Here is a 15,523-nt window from a genome sequence, read left to right on the forward strand (position 1 = left end):
CACACGGGAGGCACAGCGAATGAGCGAGTCGCAGCTCTGGGACGACGTGGACGAGTACTTCACCACCCACCTCTCATGGAACGACGACGCCCTCGAAGCGGCCCTCCGCGACAGCGACGCCGCCGAGCTCCCGCAGGTCGCGGTCACCCCGCTGCAAGGGAAGTTCCTGCAGCTCCTCGCCCAGATCCAGGGTGCCCGCAGCATCCTGGAGATCGGCACCCTCGGCGGCTACAGCACCATCTGGCTGGCCCGCGCGCTGCCCGAGGACGGCCGGCTGATCTCGCTCGAGTACAACCCGAAGCACGCCGAGGTCACCGCCCGCAACATCGCGCGGGCGGGCCTGGAGCGGATCGTCGAGGTGCGGGTCGGCCCCGCCCTGGAGTCGCTGCCCAAGCTGGCCGACGAGAACCCGCCCCCCTTCGACCTGGTCTTCATCGACGCCGACAAGGTCAACAACCCGAACTATGTGGAGTGGGCCCTCAGACTCACCAGCGCGGGCAGCCTGATCGTCGTGGACAACGTCGTACGCGGCGGCCGGGTCGCCGACGCGGACAGCAAGGCGCCCGACGTGCTGGGCAGCCGCGCCGCCGTCGAACTGATCGGCTCGCACCCGCGGTTGAGCGGCACGGCGATCCAGACGGTGGGCGGCAAGGGCCACGACGGCTTCGCGCTGGCGCGCGTGCTGGCGTAGCCCTTGCGTCCTCGGCTGCCGCTCAGAACTCGTGGTAGAAACCGACGTTGACGCTGCGCGGGGCGGTGCGGTCCTGGACGACGATCTCGCCGCTGCCGCCCCTGGGCAGCGCCACGGTCCCGCCGTAGGCGAGCGGCTGTGCGTACTCGCCGACGATCAGCCGGACCTCGGAGGACGGGTCGGGCTGTGAGCCGCGCAGCCAGGTCAGCTGCCAGGTCCCCTCGGGGCCGCACAGGAACTCCAGGTGGACCCGGGAGATGAACAGCCAGTCGTCGGGCGTGGCAAGGCGGCACACGGAGGTGTCCCGCCCCACCCGCAGCACGGCGCCGGGCTCACTGGGTGCGTCGGCCATGAGCATGCCGGCCGTGGCCCCCTCTTCCGCCCCGGAGACGGTGGCCATGGTCAGTTCGAGCACGCGCTGCTCCTCTTGAAGTGTCCTAACACGGCGGCCGCATGATAAATCGCCCGGGCATGCCGCGTCCGGCACAATGGAGTCATGACCGAGCGAAAGCCACCGGGTGTGCCGTTCGAGTCCTGGGTCGACAAACAGATCCGCGATGCCGAAAGACGCGGCGAGTTCGCCCAACTGCCCGGCGCGGGCAAGCCGTTGCCCGCCGGAACCGACACCTCGTACGACGAACTGTGGTGGGTGAAGCAGAAGATGGCCCGCGAGGGCCTGTCCGTGCTGCCGCCCACGCTCGCCCTGCGCAAGGAGGCCGAGGATGCGCTGGCGGCGGCGTATGCGGCGCCCTCGGAGCGGATCGCGCGGAAGCTCGTCACCGACGTCAACGTCAAGATCCGCGACATGATGTTCAAGCCGCCGCCCGGCCCCCCGCTCGGGATGAAGCCGTACGACGTCGAAGAGGTCGTACGGGAGTGGCGGGAGCGCCGGGCGACGGCGAGGGACGCGCAGAGGGGTACGGGTGCTTCGGGCACTCCGGGTACCTCGAACGGGTCACCCGTGTAGGAGTCGTTCCGCCAGATTGCGGTAGTCCCGCAGGGCCAGCCGGAGTTGCTCGGTGTCCTCGCCGTCCTGCCAGGACATGCGCAGGGTGCGGCGGCGCCGGGTCAGGGCCTCGGTGAACCGTCCGGCGATCTCCTCGACCACGTGGTCGGCCTCCTCGACGGAGTCCCGGGGCCCGTCCACGAACCCGGAGACGGCCTGGCGAAGACGGAGATCCAGCTTGTCGCACTCGTCCTGCGGGAGGAGACGGCCGCCGGCGGGCGTGGTGGTGGCAGCGGTGCCGGGAGTGCCGGTGGGCCGGCCGAGGGCCGTGCCCTCGTGAGTCCCGCCCTGGTCCGCCTCCTCCGTGACCTCCTGCGGGGTGGGTGCCACCGTGGTGCGGTTGGTCCTGTCCTCGGTCTCGGTGCCTTCGGCGGCGGGGCCGGTCGTCGCGTCCGTCATGTTCCTCAACTCCCCTTGGCATGGCGTCGGTTGAGGGCCCAGGGCAGATGGCCGCTGCTCTCGTGCTTGTGGGCCTTGGTGCGGCCGGCGGTGAACGCCGGGGCCTTGTCGGTGCTGCGGGGCGGGGCGGTCAGGTCCTCGAACAGGGCCCGGGCCTCGACCATGGCCTCGCGCATCTCCTCCGTGTCGGCCCGGTCGCCGTCCTGCCCGCTCACGACGCGGGCGACACGGTGGACGTGCCGGTAGCCGTGGACGTGGTCGGCGTGGTGGACGGAGAGCGCGGCGAGCTGTTCCTCGTAGTGGCTGTCGTCGGGGAAGCCACGGAGGGCGGCGAGCTCCGCGAGCAGCCGGTCGGCCTCGGCGACCGCTTCCCGCGGCGCGTCGACGAAGCGCTCCTGCGCGGCCGTCCAGCGGGCCGTGAACTCCTCGCGCCGTGCCGGCTCCAGCGGCTGCTCGCGCAGCGATCCGTGCCGCTGCACGCGCTCCGTGAGCTCACGCTCGGCGGCCTTGGCGTCCCCGTCGTGCCGGGCCAGCGTCCGGTCGTACTCGGGCCCGAAGCGCCGCTTCAGGTCCCGGCCGCCGTACCCGCCCCGGGCACGCAGGATGAGGGCGGCCGCGACAACGACCACGGCCGCCACGATCACGATCAGAGCGATGATCATGCCAGTGGACATGGGTGCCTTCCGGTGTGTCGGCCCCTCGGGCCGGTTCCTCGTCCGGGTTGCCCACAAGCCACCCCTCAAACGGCGGCCGCCCGCTCCTCGGCTCGCGCGGCTCCGGATTCGTACCGGAGGTGTGTCGATTCGGCGGGGCGTCGATCGACGCAGGGGTACAGGGGTTCGGAAGCGTACTGAGGAGGTTGTCATGGGAGAGGTCATCGCGCGGCTGGCCATGTCGCTCGACGGGTACATCGCGGGGCCCGAGTCGGGGCGTGAGCACCCGCTCGGGATCGGTGGGGAGCGGCTGCACTCGTGGGTGTTCGGGCTGCGGACGTTCCGGCAGATGCAGGGGATGCCGGGCGGGGAGACCGGACCGGACGACGATCTGCTCGCCGAGCATGTCGCCCGGCCCGGCGCGGTCGTGATGGGGCACGGCATGTACATCACCGGGGAGATCCCGTGGGGCGAGGAGCCGCCCTTCCACGCGCCGGTGTACGTCGTCACGCACCACGCCCGCGAGGCGCTGGTGAAGAAGTGCGGTACCACCTTCCACTTCGTCACCGAGGGCCCGGGGCGGGCGCTGGAGCTGGCCAGGGAGGCGGCCGGGGCCAAGGACGTGTCGCTGGCGGGCGGTGCGGACCTGGTGCAGCAGTTCATCCGCGCGGGATGGCTGGACGAGCTCCTCCTGCACGTCGTGCCGGTCCTCGCCTGCGGGGGCCGCCGGCTCTTCGACGACCTGGGCGACCAGCACATCGAGTGGCAGAAGACCCAGGTCCTGGACTCGCCGGAGGTGACCCATATTCGGTTGCGTGCCCCGCACACCGTCCCCGCACAATGACCCGGTGACCTGGACGATCGCCCCGGAACCCGTCGACTCCCCCGCGGCCGCCGCCCTTTGGCGGGCGTACTACACGGAGGTCAGCGACCGCTACTACCTCCTGCACCAGGGGCGCCGGACCGACCCGGCCGAGCTGGAGCGGGAGATCGCGGCCAACACCGGAGGCGAACTCGCCCCGCCGACAGGACGGTTGCTGATCGCACGGTACGGCGGCAAACCCGCCGGGTCCGCGGGTGTACGGCTGCTGGACGCCACGACCGCCGAGCTCACCCGGGTCTTCGTGCACGAGGGGATGCGCGGCAAGGGCGGGGCCGCGCTCCTCGTGGGCGCCGCCGAGGAGGCCGCCCGGGACCTCGGCGCCGAGCAGTTGGTCCTCGACACCCGGAGCGACCTCACTCAGGCCCGCGCCCTGTACGCACGGCTCGGCTACACCGAGACCGGGCCGCACAACGACGCCGCGTACGCCGAGCACTGGTTCCGCAAGGTCCTCAACTGACCTTCGCAGCGGACTCCTTGTGCGGCTGCTCCTGGTCCGAGCCGCACATCTCCTCGTTCAGCTCCTTGACCAGCCGGTTGAGATCGGTCGGCCGTTCCGGGCCCCACCAGTCGCCGAGCAGTGCCGCGAACGACTCCTCACGGGCCCGCGCGAGCCGTTCAGCCACCTCGTGGCCCTGCTCGGTGAGGACCAGATCGAGGCCCTCCCGGGTGGCGAGGCGCCGCTCCTCGACCTGTCGGGCGGCGGCGATGACCACCTGGAGCGGCACCGTGCTGCGCTCGGCGAGCACGGCCGGTTCGGCCCACCCCTGCTTCTTGATCCGCAGCAGCAGCCAGCTCGCCGCGGGCAGCAGGTCGTAGCCCGCCCGCTCGGTGATCTTCTCGTAGACCTCGCGCCGGCCCTCCCGCGTGCCCAGCAGGGACAGCGCGCGGCACACCTCGTCGTACGAGGACCGCTCGACCGGATTGCTGGCCAGGGTCTCCGTGACGTCGGGCGCCGTGACGGAGCCGCGCAGCTTGTCCTCCTTGAGGAACCAGGCCAGCACGAAGCCGAGGAGGGCGACGGGGGCGGCGTACAGGAAGACGTCGGTGATGGACGCCGCGTACGCGTGCAGGGCGGGTCCGCGCAGGGCGGGCGGCAGGGAGCCGATGCCGCGCGGGTCGGACTTGAGGGCGTCCGGTGAGATGCCGGTGGGGAGCCGGACGCCGCGGAAGGCGTCCGTCAGCTTGTCGCCGAGACGGCTCGCGAAGACCGTGCCGAAGATCGCCACGCCGAAGGAGGCCCCGATCGAGCGGAAGAAGGTCGCGCCCGAGGTGGCGACGCCGAGATCCTCGTACGAGACGGCGTTCTGCACGATGAGGACCAGCACCTGCATGACCAGGCCGAGTCCGAGGCCGAAGACGAAGAAGTAGACGCTCATCTCGGCCGTGGAGCTGTGCTCGTCGAGCCGGTGCAGGAGCAGCAGGCCGAGTGCGGTGACGCCCGTGCCCGTGATCGGGAAGACCTTCCAGCGTCCGGTGCGGCTGACGATCTGGCCGGAGGTGGTGGACGACAGCAGCATGCCGAACACCATCGGCAGCATGTGCACACCGGACATGGTGGGCGTCACGCCCTGGACGACCTGGAGGAAGGTCGGCAGATAGGTCATCGCACCGAACATGGCGAAGCCGACGATGAAGCTGATGACCGCGGAGAGGGCGAAGGTCCGGATGCGGAACAGCTTGAGCGGCAGCACGGGTTCGGCGGCCCTGCGCTCCACGGCCACGAACGCGACGGCCAGTCCGACGCCCAGCAGGATCAGCCCGACGATCTGCGTCGAGCCCCAGCCCCAGGTGGTGCCGCCGAGGGAGGCGACCAGGATCAGACAGGTGGCGACCGCGGCGATGAGGAAGGTGCCGAGGTAGTCGATGACGTGCTGCGCGGTCCGGCGCCGGATGTGCAGGGCGGTCGCGATCACGGCGAGCGCGACGACACCGACGGGAAGGTTGACGTAGAAGACCCAGCGCCAGCTGAGGTGTTCGGTGAACAGCCCGCCGAGCAGCGGCCCCAGCACGCTCGTCGCACCGAAGACGGCCCCGAACAGGCCCTGGTAACGGCCGCGTTCACGCGGCGGGACGACATCCCCGACGATCGCCATCGACAGCACCATCAACCCGCCGCCGCCCAGGCCCTGCACCGCCCGGAACGCGATCAACTGGGGCATGTTCTGCGCCATTCCGCAGAGCGCGGAACCGATGAGGAAAATCACGATCGCGGTCTGGAACAGCCGTTTGCGCCCGTACTGGTCACCGAGCTTGCCCCACAGCGGGGTCGCGGCGGTCGAGGCCAGCAGATACGCGGTGACCACCCAGGACAGATGGTCGAGGCCGCCGAGGTCACTGACGATGGTGGGCAGCGCGGTCGACACGATGGTCTGGTCGAGGGCGGCGAGCAGCATCCCGAGGAGCAGGGCGCCGATCGACACGAGTACGTTCCCGGACACGTGTTCCTGGGTGGCGCCGCCCCGCTTTGGGGGCTTCGCGGATGCCTGTGCGTCTCGCACATCGCCCGTCATACCGTGCGCATCCCCGGCCATGAAGACCTCCTGCGGCTCTCGTTACAGGTCCATGGTGATCGGTGTGACCGGTTATGGCCTGTTGAGTCCTCATGGAACCCGATATTCCGGGGGGCTCCGGGCACGGCGTGAAGCTGATCTGGATAACCTCTGAAATTCGCGAGGGGAGCGTGAAGGGAGGGACGAACGCGTGACAGACCCGAAAGGTCACCAGTGCCCGGAGTGCGGAGCGCCCAGAGGGGCGGACAACACCCCGTCCTGCGGCTGCACTCAACGGGCGTCCGACGCTCTGCGCGCGGCCCGTTCGGCCGAACAGGCCGCGGCGGAGGACTTCGACCCACTGCGGATACGTCCGTATGTGGAGCTGGAGGGCGAGGGAAGCGAGCCCGTCGCACCTCCTGCGCCGCCTGCGGTCGAGGCGACGATGCCGTTACGGCCGGTGGGTGCCGAGGTGCCGAGCGCCGACGCCCTGCGCCTGTTCGAGGGCGCGGGCACGGAAGCCGCCGAGGAGCCGTACGACGAGGACGACGCACCCGGCAGGGGGCGCCGCAGACGCCGCACCGTGCTGCTCGGCGTCGGCGGGGCGGTCGTCGCGGTGATGACGGCGGCCGGGATGGCGAGCGGGCTGTTCTCCTACAAGGCGCCGACACGGGACACCGCGCTGCCCGACGACGTACGGGCGAGCGTGCCGGACGTGACGCCGAGCTCGGAGTCCGCGTCGCCGTCGAAGAGCGCCACGGCGGGGCGGCCCGCACCGCCGGCACCGGTGCACAGCGCGAGCCCGTCGCTCTCGCCGTCCCCGTCGGCGACGAGCGCCTCGCCGAGGCCGTCCCGCTCGCCCGAGCCGGCCCGGACCCCGCCGACGGCCACCGCCGGCGCCAGCATCGGAGCGACCGACAGCCGCCAGACGGCACCTCCCGTACTGCGCCCCGGCTCGGAGGGCCCCGAGGTGGTCGAACTCGAACTGCGCCTGACGCAGCTCGGGCTCTACACGGGAACGCCGGACGGCCACTACGACGAGGGCGTCGAGGACGCGGTCAGCCGGTACCAGTGGGCGCGGGGGATCACGGAGGACGAGCTGGGCGTGTACGGGGCGGTCACGCGTGCGCGGCTGGAGTCTGAGACGTCGCAGCCGTGAGGCCGCGCGCCCCCGACCGGGGGCTGCCGCCCCCAGACCCCCGCTTCGGCCTGAACGGCCTCGTCCTCAAACGCCGGACGGGCTCAAAAACACCACAGACTGCGGGGCGGCACCCCGCACCACCGGACTGCGCCCCCCGACGGCACCCTCACCCGACGTACAGCCGAATCCCCCCACCGGCCACGCCCTCAACCCGCACACGGGTCAGATCCCGCACCACCACATCCGGCTCATACAGATCCGCCCGAGCCCCCACTCCCACGACCCGCATCCCCGCAGCCCGCCCGGCCTCGATCCCCGCAGCGGAATCCTCAAAGACAACACACGAGCCCGGCTCGACGCCCAGTTCGGCCGCCCCCTTCAAGAACCCCTCGGGATCCGGCTTGCTCGCCCCCACCGACTCGGCAGTCACCCGCACCTCGGGAAGCGCAAGCCCCGCCGCCCCCATCCGCGCCGTGGCGAGAGCAAGGTCAGCCGACGTCACCAGGGCATGCGGCAGCCCCCGCAGCGAGGCGAGGAACTCAGGAGCGCCAGGAATCGCCACGACGCCGTCCACGTCGGCCGTCTCCTCGGCGAGCATGCGCGCGTTGTCGGCGAGGTTCTGCTCCATCGGCCGGTCGGGCAGCAGCAGCGCCATGGAGGCGTGGCCCTGGCGTCCGTGCACCACCTGCATGACCTCGTCGGCGTCCAGCCCGTGCCGCTCGGCCCAGCGACGCCAGATGCGCTCGACCACGGCGTCGGAGTTCACGAGGGTGCCGTCCATGTCCAGCAGGAGGGCGCGGGCGGTGAGGACGGTGGGCACGGTGGTGACCGTCATCGGCAGCTCCAGGGCGCGAGGAAGGAAACAAGGCGGCCCCGCCCGCCGGTCAGGGAAAACGGGCGGGAGCCACTTTGTTTTTCTACGGTACAAAACACGTCCGGCATCCGCCAGTACCCCCGGAGACAGTTCACCCGGTGTTCAGCACCCGGCGTCCCACTCACCCGGCGACGGCCTCCCACAGGCTCCACACGCCCAGCGCCAGCATCAGCAGCGCCGCGACCTTGGTGATGAGGGCCAGCGGAACCCGCTTCATCAGGGCCTTTCCGCCGACGATCCCGAGTCCGGCCACCGCCCACAGCGCCAGCACCGCTCCGAGGCCGACGGAGAGCGGGTCGTCGTAACGGGCCGCGAGGTTCGCCGTCATGATCTGGGTCAGGTCCCCGAACTCGGCGACCAGGATCAGCATGAAACCGGCGCCCGCGACCTTCCAGAAGGACTGGTTCCCGGGCCCCCGGATCTCCTCCTCGTCCTCGCCCTTCCTCATCAGCAGGACCGCGGCGCCGCCCAGGAAGAGGACGCCGGTCAGCGCATGGACGATCTGCTGGGGCAGCAGGGTGAGCACGCTTCCGGCCGCCACGGCCAGCGCGACATGCAGCGCGAAGGCCGCGGCCACACCGGCGAAGACGTACGAGGCGCGGTAGCGGGTGCCGAGCACCAGCCCGGCGAGCGCGGTCTTGTCGGGCAGTTCGGCAAGGAAGACGACGCCGAACACCAGCGCCGTGACGGTGAAGCTGATCAAGGTTCCTCAATCGGTCGGGGCCGCCCCGCCGAGAGTGCTGTGACTGCGATACGACACCTCGGCACGGCAGCACACAGCGGAAGACACAGTGGTGCACTGCTTTGCCGAAGGTCTCGCTGGCCGGCCCCGTGACCGAGGCCTGCCTCCGGGCGCCGGCTCAGACGAGCTGAGCAGTATGTCGACGGTCCGGCGAAGAGCTACTCCCCTTCTGCGCCATCCATCGTACGCGACCGCCGCACGGGCGAAAGTTCAGGCGTACACCTTGTCGTGTCATGTACGTGACATTAGCTTCTTACCGAACGCTCACCTCTCGGCAACACGACGCCACGAGCATTCCCCTGCTCGCACCCCAACGCCCCCACACCCCAAGGGAGTTCGCATGCCGAAGTTCTACGCGCGTCGACGGCTCAGCATACTCGCGGTTCTTACCGGACTCATGGCCTCCGCCGCACTCCTCGACGCTCCGGCCGCCTCCGCCGCGCTCCCCACCCCCGTCAGCGCCGCCACCGCCCGCACCTACCTCGCCTCGCTCACCGTGGCGACCGAGAACCGCACCGGCTACGACCGCGACCTGTTCCCGACCTGGATCACGATCTCCGGGACCTGCAACACCCGCGAGTACGTCATCAAGCGGGACGGCAGCAACGTCGTCACCAACTCCGCCTGCACCGCCACCAGCGGCTCCTGGTACTCGCAGTACGACGGGGTCACCACCACCGACCCCAGCACCTTCGACATCGACCACCTGGTGCCGCTCGCCGAGGCCTGGGACTCCGGCGCCAGCGGGTGGACCACCGCCCGGCGCCAGGCGTTCGCCAACGACGTGACCCGCCCGCAGCTGATCGCCGTCTCCGCGAGCTCCAACCGCTCCAAGAGCGACCAGGACCCGGCCGAGTGGGTGCCCACCCGCTCCGCGTACGTCTGCACCTACGTCCGCGCCTGGGTCCAGGTGAAGTACTACTACGACCTCTCCGTCGACTCCGCCGAGAAGTCCGCGCTGACCAGCTACCTCTCCGGCTGCTGATACCGCGGATATTGCGGCGGATTCTGTAAAGGAACCTCCCCGCCGGCCCCCGTCGTTCCGTACCGTACGGGGCGACGGAGGAGGGTGAGCCGAAGGGGCGGCCGAGACGCCCCGGAGGCGAGCCCGGCCATGGAAAGGGCGGGCATGACGTGGCCGAACTGCGCCTGGGTCCACTGCTGAGGTATGCCGACGGCTCGTCCGCGACCGTCTGGCTGGAGGCGAGCCGTCCGTGCACCGCCGAGGTGCGCTGCACGGACGGCGCCCGCGGCGAGGCCCGCACCTTCCAGATCGCGGGCCATCACTACGCCCTCGTGCCGGTCACCGGCCTCACACCGGGCACGACGACGCCGTACGACGTCCTCCTCGACGGCACCTGCGTGTGGCCGCCGGCCGGCTCCCCGCGGAGGTTCCCGCCCTCCGTCATCCGCACCCCGCACGGCGGCGACGGCGTCCGCGTCGCCTTCGGCTCCTGCCGCTGGGCCGCCCCTCCACCGGATGAGCACGACCCCGTCGGACCCGACGCCCTGGACACCCTCGCCGCGCGCATCGCGGCCGACCCGGACGGCGAACGGCCGGACGTGCTCCTCCTGTTGGGTGACCAGGTGTACGCCGACGAGACCTCGGAGGCGACCCGCCGCTGGCTGGCCGCCCGCCGCGACCTGAGCGACCCGCCGGGCAACGAGGTCGCGGACTACGAGGAGTACACCCGCCTCTACTACGAGTCCTGGCTCGACCCCGAGGTGCGCTGGCTGCTGTCCACCGTGCCCAGCTGCATGATCTTCGACGACCACGACGTCATCGACGACTGGAACACCTCCGCAGCCTGGCTTGAGGACATGCGGGCGACCCCCTGGTGGCGGGAGCGGCTGCTGAGCGGTCTGATGTCGTACTGGGTGCACCAGCATCTGGGGAACCTCTCACCGGCCGAGCTGGCGGCCGACCCGCTGTATGCGGCCGTACGCGAACTTCCTGACGGCACGGACGAGTTGCGCGCCTTCGCCTGCAAGGCCGACGCCGACCCGAGCGCCGTGCGCTGGAGCTACCGGCGCGACTTCGGCCGCGTACGCCTGCTGATGGTGGACACCCGGGCGGCCCGCGTCCTGGACGAGGACGACCGGGCGATGCTCGACCCCGGCGAGACCGAGTGGCTGCGCGAGCAGGCCCTGGCGGAACGCGGGTCCTACGACCATCTGCTCATCGGCACCTCCCTGCCCTGGCTGCTGCCGCATCTGGTGCACGACGCCGAGGCGTGGAACGCGGCACTGTGCCGCGGCGAGCGCGGGGCGCGCTGGGCGCGGTTCGGGGAGGATCTGCGGCGGCGGGCGGACCTGGAGCACTGGGCGGCCTTTCCGGCCTCCTTCGCCGCGCTGACCGGGCTGATCGCCCAGGCCGGTTCGGGGGCGGAGGCGCCTGCGACGGTGCTCGTCCTGTCGGGGGACGTGCACCACGCGTATGTGGCCGAGCCGGTCTGGTCCTCCGCCGCCCCGGACGCCCGCGTCCTGCAGCTGACCTGCTCCCCGGTCCACAACTCCGTCCCGCTGTCGATCCGGATCGGCTTCCGCTTCGGCTGGAGCGCAGCGGCCCGCGCCCTGGGCCGGCGGTTCGCCCGGCACGGGCGGTGCGAGCGGCCGCCGGTCGGCTGGCGCAAGAAGGGCGGGCCCTGGTTCGGCAACCAGCTGATGACGCTGACGCTGAAGGGCCGTTCGGCGCGGCTGCGGCTGGAACAGGCGCAGCCGAACCGGGTGCTCAAGACCGTGGAGGAGTCCACCCTCACCTCCATGTGAAACCGAGCGGCGGTATGGGCTGACGGATCGTCAATGGTGCTTGCATTCACGGCAGTTCGCCGTTGGGGTGCGCCCACGCAAGGTGTGCACTGGGTGACGGCGGCCGGAGCCCCGCCGGGAGTGGATTCGGTCACGCTTTCGGAGGTGGAAGCCATGGCCAGGGCGCTGCTACGTGCGGCTACGGGTGAAACGGAGCCGGAAACGGAACCGAACCGATGGCCGAATGTTGAACTTGCAAGCATCCATGGAGCAGACCTACGGTGAATTACTCGCTCGGCTCGTCCCCCAGACCGGTCCGCCCCGGACCGGCCGACCGAAGGAGTACCCCCCACATGACCGCTCGCCTCAACAACGCGCAGCCGTACGCCCTCGGACTGTTCCGCATCGTCGTCGGCCTGCTCTTCGCCTGCCACGGCGCCGCCTCACTCTTCGGCGTCCTCGGCGGCGTGGCCGGCACCAACGGCGGCACCGTCCAGACCGGTGCCTGGCCGTTCTGGTACGCGGCCGTCATCCAGCTGGTCGGCGGCACCCTCGTACTGCTCGGCCTCGCTACGCGCGTAGCCGCCTTCATAGCCTCGGGCGCGATGGCGTACGCCTACTTCAAGGTGCACCAGCCGAACGCCCTGTGGCCGATCGAGAACGGCGGCGAGGCCGCCGCGATGTTCAGCTGGACCCTTCTGCTGCTGGTCTTCACCGGCTCCGGCGCGTTCGGCCTGGACCGGCTGTTCGCAAAGCGCGCCACGGCGCAGGACAAGACCGCGGCAGAGCAGACGCCGGTCGCTGCCTGATCCGGTGTGCTGATCCTGGGGCCTTCCCCCGCGGGTGGGGGAAGGCTCTGCACGTTCAAAGACCTGTGCGTTCATGGGCGGGCGTTGGCCGGTGAACGTCCTGTGCCGATCCCACGCGCCCCCCATGAAACTCCCGTCACAGCCCCGGCGTACGCTGTATGGCTGTCATGGCCGCCCTTGCCGCTCCCTCGCGACGTTCGCGGCACGGTTCGGTCCACGGGGGAGTCACGGGGAGTTCGCGGTGCTGGAGAGTGTGGAGCTGCTGACCGGCAGCCCATGGATCTACGCCATGGTGGCGCTGTCGGTCCTGCTCGACGTGTTCGTGCCGGTCCTGCCGAGCGGGGTGCTGGTGATCACCGCCGCCACGGCGGCGGCCGCGGGCTCGGCGAGCGGCCAGGTACCGCACGCGGTCCCCGACATCCTGGGCCTGACGCTCTGCGCCGCCATCGCCTCCGTCCTCGGCGACCTGGTGGCATACCGGCTGGCCTGGCGCGGCGGCGAGCGGCTGGACCGCGCCATCGCCCGCTCCCGCCGGCTGACCACCGCGCAGGAACGTCTCGGCGCCGCCCTGGCCCGCGGCGGCGGCGCCCTGGTCATCCTCGCCCGTTTCGCCCCGGCCGGCCGCTCGGTCGTCTCCCTCGGCGCGGGCGCCGCCCACCGCCGCGCCCGCGACTTCCTCCCCTGGTCCGCCCTCGCGGGCCTGACCTGGGCGACCTACAGCGTGGCGCTCGGCTACTACGGCGGCCAGTGGCTGGGCACCACCTGGGTGGCCACGGCGGTCTCGGTACTGGCGCTGTTCGGGGCAGGGGCAGGAGCGGCCTACGTCATGCGCCGCCCGGCGAAGGCGTCGTAGGGCCCTTCGGGAGTCCGCCGGGTTCGGGGAGCGCCCAAAGGGGCGCGGGGCTGTGTCGATCTGCGGCTCCGCCGCGCGGGCGCGACCAGCCACGACGGAGTCGCAGACAACGGACAACCGTCACGCCCCCGCGGCGGAGCCGCAAAGCACGCTAGGCAGACGCCTTCTGCCCCCGCACCTCAAGCCCGGCCAACAGCTCGGCCGTAGCAGCGGCAACCGCCTCGACGGCGCGCTCGAAAACCTCCCGGTTATGGGCGGCCGGCGCCCGAAAGCCGGACACCTTCCGCACGAACTGCAGGGCCGCAGCCCTGATCTCTTCCTCCGTCGCCTCTTCGGGCAACACCGGCGGGCGAAGTGTCTTGATGCTCCGGCACATGAGACCAGTCTCGCCCAACTCGGGGGTGCCTGCGATGATCCTTCGCGAGGCGGCCACCACCACGGGGCCGACCGACGGAAGGACAAAAGAATCATGGCGAACGACCCACTCACGGTGGCCGTCCTCGGCCCCGGCGGCATCGGCGGCCTGCTCGCCGGGCTGCTGTCCCGCGCCGGCCACCGCGTGATCTGCCTGACCGGCGAGACCACCACGGCGACGCTGCGCAGAAACGGGATCCGCGTCCGCAGCGGCCTGTTCGGCGACTTCACGGCCCGCGTGAACGCGGACACCGCCCTGCGCGAACCGGTGGACGCCTGCCTGGTCGCCGTCAAGCACACCTCCCTGGACGACGCCCTCGACCGCGTCCCGCCCACGGCCCTCGGCGACGCCCTCCTCGTACCGTTCCTGAACGGCGTCGAACACCCGGCAACCCTGCGCGCCCATTACCGCCCCGACCTGATCGCCCCCGCGGTCATCCGCGTCGAGTCGACCCGGGTCGCGGCGGGAGTGATCGAGCACGGCAGCCCCTTCGCCGAGATCGACCTGACCGGCGAGGGAGTGGACCGCGACCGACTGGACTTGCTGGCCCAGGCCCTGGGCACCGCCGGTCCGGCCACCCGGGTGCTCGACGACGAGGCGGCCGCCCTGTGGGCGAAGATGTCGTTCCTGGCGCCGTTCGCCCTGCTCACCACCAGGTACGGCCTTCCGCTCGGCGACGTCCGCACCCGGCACCGGGACGAGCTGACGGCCCTGGTGGCGGAGACGGCCGCGGTCAGCCGCGCGAGCGGAGGCCCGGCGGATCCGGCCCAGGCACTGGCCCGCTACGACGCCTTCCCGCCCCGGACCAAGTCCTCGATGCAGCGCGACGCCGAAGCGGGCCGCCCGCTCGAACTGGACGCGATCGGCGGGGCTTTGCTGCGCGCGGCCGAGCGGCACGGGGTGAGCGTGCCGGTGACGGCGCGCGTGGTACGGGAGCTGGCGGACACCGGCCACTGACACCGGAGCGGGCCCCGTCACCCGGGCTTCCGTACGGACTCCAGGTCCACCCGCCAGCCGTTGGACGTGATGCGGTGCCCCTTCGGGTACTCGATGTCGACGGGCCCGAGCAGAGTGAACCCGGCCCGCCGGCAGACGGAGTTCGACGGGCCGTTGTCCTCCTTCGGGAAGGCGTGCAGATACCGGTGCTCAGCGGTATCCCGCGCAGCCCGCGCCAGCCCCCGTCCCTGGAACTCGGGCAGCACCCCCCAGCCCACCTCCCACACCGTGCCGCCCCGCCACTGCCGGGCCCAGAACCCGACCGACCCCACGCTCTCCCCACTGCCCGCCAGCACGACCCGGTACATCTGCCCGTCACCCAGCACCAGATACCGCCGACGCCGATCGGCAAGCTTCTCCTCACTCTCGGGAGCCGGGTCCGACAACGCCCCGGCTCCACATGAACCCCGGAAGGAACTCGCATCCCTAATTCGAACAGGCGTAGCATTGGTTCGTGGCTACGACCTACGACTTTCCGAGTGACCTCCTCGCCGGTCAGGAGGAGCTGCATCAGGTCCGTTCGGAGCTGTCGGCCCTGCTCAAGCGGCTGCCCTGGTCGGTCGAGCCCCTGGACGGCTTCAGCGACACGGGCGGCTGGCGCAAGGTGGAACGCCCCGCCTCCCCCGGCTGGACGGCCGACGAACAGGCCGAGGTGGAGAAGCTCCGCCAACGCGAACACGAACTCGCAGTGTTCGTCAGCACCCACCGCTTCTGGTCGGAGATCGAGACCGAAAAGCGAGTGGACGCCCGCACCAGGCTGAAGCACGCCCACGAGGCATGACCAACGCCGTCCGGGCGGAACCGTCGACGAACGGGCAGTTCAA

At 71.2% G+C, this 15,523-nt stretch carries 19 protein-coding genes; 11 read left to right on the forward strand and 8 right to left on the reverse strand.

Annotated features, from left to right (window positions below):
* Nucleotides 1-19: 19 nt before the first annotated feature.
* Nucleotides 20-691 (forward strand): O-methyltransferase, encoded by a 672-nt coding sequence (locus tag ABD355_RS41970; protein WP_344406528.1) that lies wholly within the window; start codon nt 20-22, stop codon nt 689-691.
* Between the two features lie 22 nt (nt 692-713).
* Here ABD355_RS41970 and ABD355_RS41975 read toward each other — a convergent pair whose 3' ends face one another.
* A complete protein-coding gene (locus ABD355_RS41975) occupies nt 714-1,106 on the reverse strand; it encodes a hypothetical protein (protein ID WP_344406529.1) in 393 nt (130 codons plus the stop codon).
* An 81-nt stretch (nt 1,107-1,187) separates the two neighbouring features.
* Between ABD355_RS41975 and ABD355_RS41980 the strand changes: the two genes are divergently transcribed.
* Entirely contained in the window at nt 1,188-1,658 is a 471-nt protein-coding gene (locus ABD355_RS41980; RefSeq protein WP_344406531.1) for a DnaJ family domain-containing protein, read from the forward strand.
* Here ABD355_RS41980 and ABD355_RS41985 read toward each other — a convergent pair.
* A complete protein-coding gene (locus tag ABD355_RS41985; RefSeq protein ID WP_344406532.1) occupies nt 1,647-2,096 on the reverse strand; it encodes a hypothetical protein in 450 nt (149 codons plus the stop codon). The genes ABD355_RS41980 and ABD355_RS41985 overlap by 12 nt on opposite strands.
* A 5-nt stretch (nt 2,097-2,101) precedes the next feature.
* Complete coding sequence (locus ABD355_RS41990; RefSeq protein WP_344406534.1) at nt 2,102-2,770, reverse strand: hypothetical protein; 669 nt, start codon at nt 2,768-2,770, stop codon at nt 2,102-2,104.
* A gap of 190 nt (nt 2,771-2,960) precedes the next feature.
* Between ABD355_RS41990 and ABD355_RS41995 the strand changes: the two genes are divergently transcribed.
* Nucleotides 2,961-3,593, forward strand: a complete 633-nt coding sequence (locus ABD355_RS41995) for a dihydrofolate reductase family protein (protein WP_344406535.1) — start codon at nt 2,961-2,963, stop codon at nt 3,591-3,593.
* Between the two features lie 4 nt (nt 3,594-3,597).
* Nucleotides 3,598-4,089: a GNAT family N-acetyltransferase gene (locus ABD355_RS42000; RefSeq protein WP_344406536.1), complete on the forward strand. Its 492-nt coding sequence runs from the start codon at nt 3,598-3,600 to the stop codon at nt 4,087-4,089.
* On the opposite strand, the gene ABD355_RS42005 is transcribed toward ABD355_RS42000, so the two are convergent.
* Nucleotides 4,082-6,163 (reverse strand): MDR family MFS transporter, encoded by a 2,082-nt coding sequence (locus ABD355_RS42005; RefSeq protein ID WP_344406538.1) that lies wholly within the window; start codon nt 6,161-6,163, stop codon nt 4,082-4,084. The two genes, ABD355_RS42000 and ABD355_RS42005, sit on opposite strands and share 8 nt — an antisense overlap.
* 169 nt (nt 6,164-6,332) lie before the next feature.
* Between ABD355_RS42005 and ABD355_RS42010 the strand changes: the two genes are divergently transcribed.
* On the forward strand, nt 6,333-7,280 hold the full coding sequence (locus ABD355_RS42010) for a peptidoglycan-binding domain-containing protein (RefSeq protein WP_344406539.1): 948 nt from the start codon (nt 6,333-6,335) through the stop codon (nt 7,278-7,280).
* A gap of 148 nt (nt 7,281-7,428) precedes the next feature.
* Here ABD355_RS42010 and ABD355_RS42015 read toward each other — a convergent pair whose 3' ends face one another.
* Nucleotides 7,429-8,097: an HAD family hydrolase gene (locus ABD355_RS42015; RefSeq protein WP_344406541.1), complete on the reverse strand. Its 669-nt coding sequence runs from the start codon at nt 8,095-8,097 to the stop codon at nt 7,429-7,431.
* A 160-nt stretch (nt 8,098-8,257) separates the two neighbouring features.
* Complete coding sequence (locus ABD355_RS42020; RefSeq protein ID WP_344406542.1) at nt 8,258-8,839, reverse strand: TMEM165/GDT1 family protein; 582 nt, start codon at nt 8,837-8,839, stop codon at nt 8,258-8,260.
* A gap of 379 nt (nt 8,840-9,218) precedes the next feature.
* Here ABD355_RS42020 and ABD355_RS42025 point away from each other — a divergent pair, with 379 nt between their 5' ends.
* From ABD355_RS42025 to ABD355_RS42040, 4 genes are all read left to right on the forward strand, one after another.
* A complete protein-coding gene (locus ABD355_RS42025) occupies nt 9,219-9,863 on the forward strand; it encodes an HNH endonuclease family protein (protein WP_344406543.1) in 645 nt (214 codons plus the stop codon).
* 149 nt (nt 9,864-10,012) lie between these two features.
* The gene (locus tag ABD355_RS42030) at nt 10,013-11,647 is read left to right on the forward strand and encodes an alkaline phosphatase D family protein (RefSeq protein ID WP_344406544.1); all 1,635 of its coding nucleotides are present in this window, start codon (nt 10,013-10,015) and stop codon (nt 11,645-11,647) included.
* 332 nt (nt 11,648-11,979) lie between these two features.
* On the forward strand, nt 11,980-12,435 hold the full coding sequence (locus ABD355_RS42035) for a DoxX family protein (protein WP_344406546.1): 456 nt from the start codon (nt 11,980-11,982) through the stop codon (nt 12,433-12,435).
* Between the two features lie 241 nt (nt 12,436-12,676).
* The gene (locus ABD355_RS42040; RefSeq protein WP_344406547.1) at nt 12,677-13,288 is read left to right on the forward strand and encodes a DedA family protein; all 612 of its coding nucleotides are present in this window, start codon (nt 12,677-12,679) and stop codon (nt 13,286-13,288) included.
* A 151-nt stretch (nt 13,289-13,439) separates the two neighbouring features.
* Here the strand turns inward: ABD355_RS42040 and ABD355_RS42045 are convergent, their stop codons facing one another.
* Nucleotides 13,440-13,664: a DUF2277 family protein gene (locus ABD355_RS42045; RefSeq protein ID WP_344406722.1), complete on the reverse strand. Its 225-nt coding sequence runs from the start codon at nt 13,662-13,664 to the stop codon at nt 13,440-13,442.
* A 93-nt stretch (nt 13,665-13,757) separates the two neighbouring features.
* On the opposite strand from ABD355_RS42045, the gene ABD355_RS42050 reads away from it, so the two are divergent.
* Nucleotides 13,758-14,660, forward strand: coding sequence for a ketopantoate reductase family protein (locus ABD355_RS42050; RefSeq protein WP_344406549.1), 903 nt, complete (start codon nt 13,758-13,760; stop codon nt 14,658-14,660).
* A gap of 17 nt (nt 14,661-14,677) precedes the next feature.
* On the opposite strand, the gene ABD355_RS42055 is transcribed toward ABD355_RS42050, so the two are convergent.
* Nucleotides 14,678-15,130, reverse strand: coding sequence for a GNAT family N-acetyltransferase (locus ABD355_RS42055; protein ID WP_425585864.1), 453 nt, complete (start codon nt 15,128-15,130; stop codon nt 14,678-14,680).
* Between the two features lie 23 nt (nt 15,131-15,153).
* Here ABD355_RS42055 and ABD355_RS42060 point away from each other — a divergent pair, with 23 nt between their 5' ends.
* Nucleotides 15,154-15,480, forward strand: coding sequence for a hypothetical protein (locus tag ABD355_RS42060; protein WP_344406551.1), 327 nt, complete (start codon nt 15,154-15,156; stop codon nt 15,478-15,480).
* Nucleotides 15,481-15,523: the final 43 nt, after the last annotated feature.

The sequence above is a fragment of the Streptomyces longisporus genome (genome assembly GCF_039532765.1).
Taxonomy (GTDB): Bacteria; Actinomycetota; Actinomycetes; order Streptomycetales; family Streptomycetaceae; genus Streptomyces; species Streptomyces longisporus.

Coding starts and splice junctions, on each gene's coding strand:
- ABD355_RS41985 (WP_344406532.1), bottom strand. CDS start 2,096: ATGACGGACGCGACGACCGGCCCCGCCGCCGAAGGCACCGAGACCGAG.
- ABD355_RS42035 (WP_344406546.1), top strand. CDS start 11,980: ATGACCGCTCGCCTCAACAACGCGCAGCCGTACGCCCTCGGACTGTTC.
- ABD355_RS41970 (WP_344406528.1), top strand. CDS start 20: ATGAGCGAGTCGCAGCTCTGGGACGACGTGGACGAGTACTTCACCACC.
- ABD355_RS42015 (WP_344406541.1), bottom strand. CDS start 8,097: ATGACGGTCACCACCGTGCCCACCGTCCTCACCGCCCGCGCCCTCCTG.
- ABD355_RS41990 (WP_344406534.1), bottom strand. CDS start 2,770: ATGTCCACTGGCATGATCATCGCTCTGATCGTGATCGTGGCGGCCGTG.
- ABD355_RS42005 (WP_344406538.1), bottom strand. CDS start 6,163: ATGGCCGGGGATGCGCACGGTATGACGGGCGATGTGCGAGACGCACAG.
- ABD355_RS41995 (WP_344406535.1), top strand. CDS start 2,961: ATGGGAGAGGTCATCGCGCGGCTGGCCATGTCGCTCGACGGGTACATC.
- ABD355_RS41980 (WP_344406531.1), top strand. CDS start 1,188: ATGACCGAGCGAAAGCCACCGGGTGTGCCGTTCGAGTCCTGGGTCGAC.
- ABD355_RS42050 (WP_344406549.1), top strand. CDS start 13,758: ATGGCGAACGACCCACTCACGGTGGCCGTCCTCGGCCCCGGCGGCATC.
- ABD355_RS42025 (WP_344406543.1), top strand. CDS start 9,219: ATGCCGAAGTTCTACGCGCGTCGACGGCTCAGCATACTCGCGGTTCTT.
- ABD355_RS42045 (WP_344406722.1), bottom strand. CDS start 13,664: ATGTGCCGGAGCATCAAGACACTTCGCCCGCCGGTGTTGCCCGAAGAG.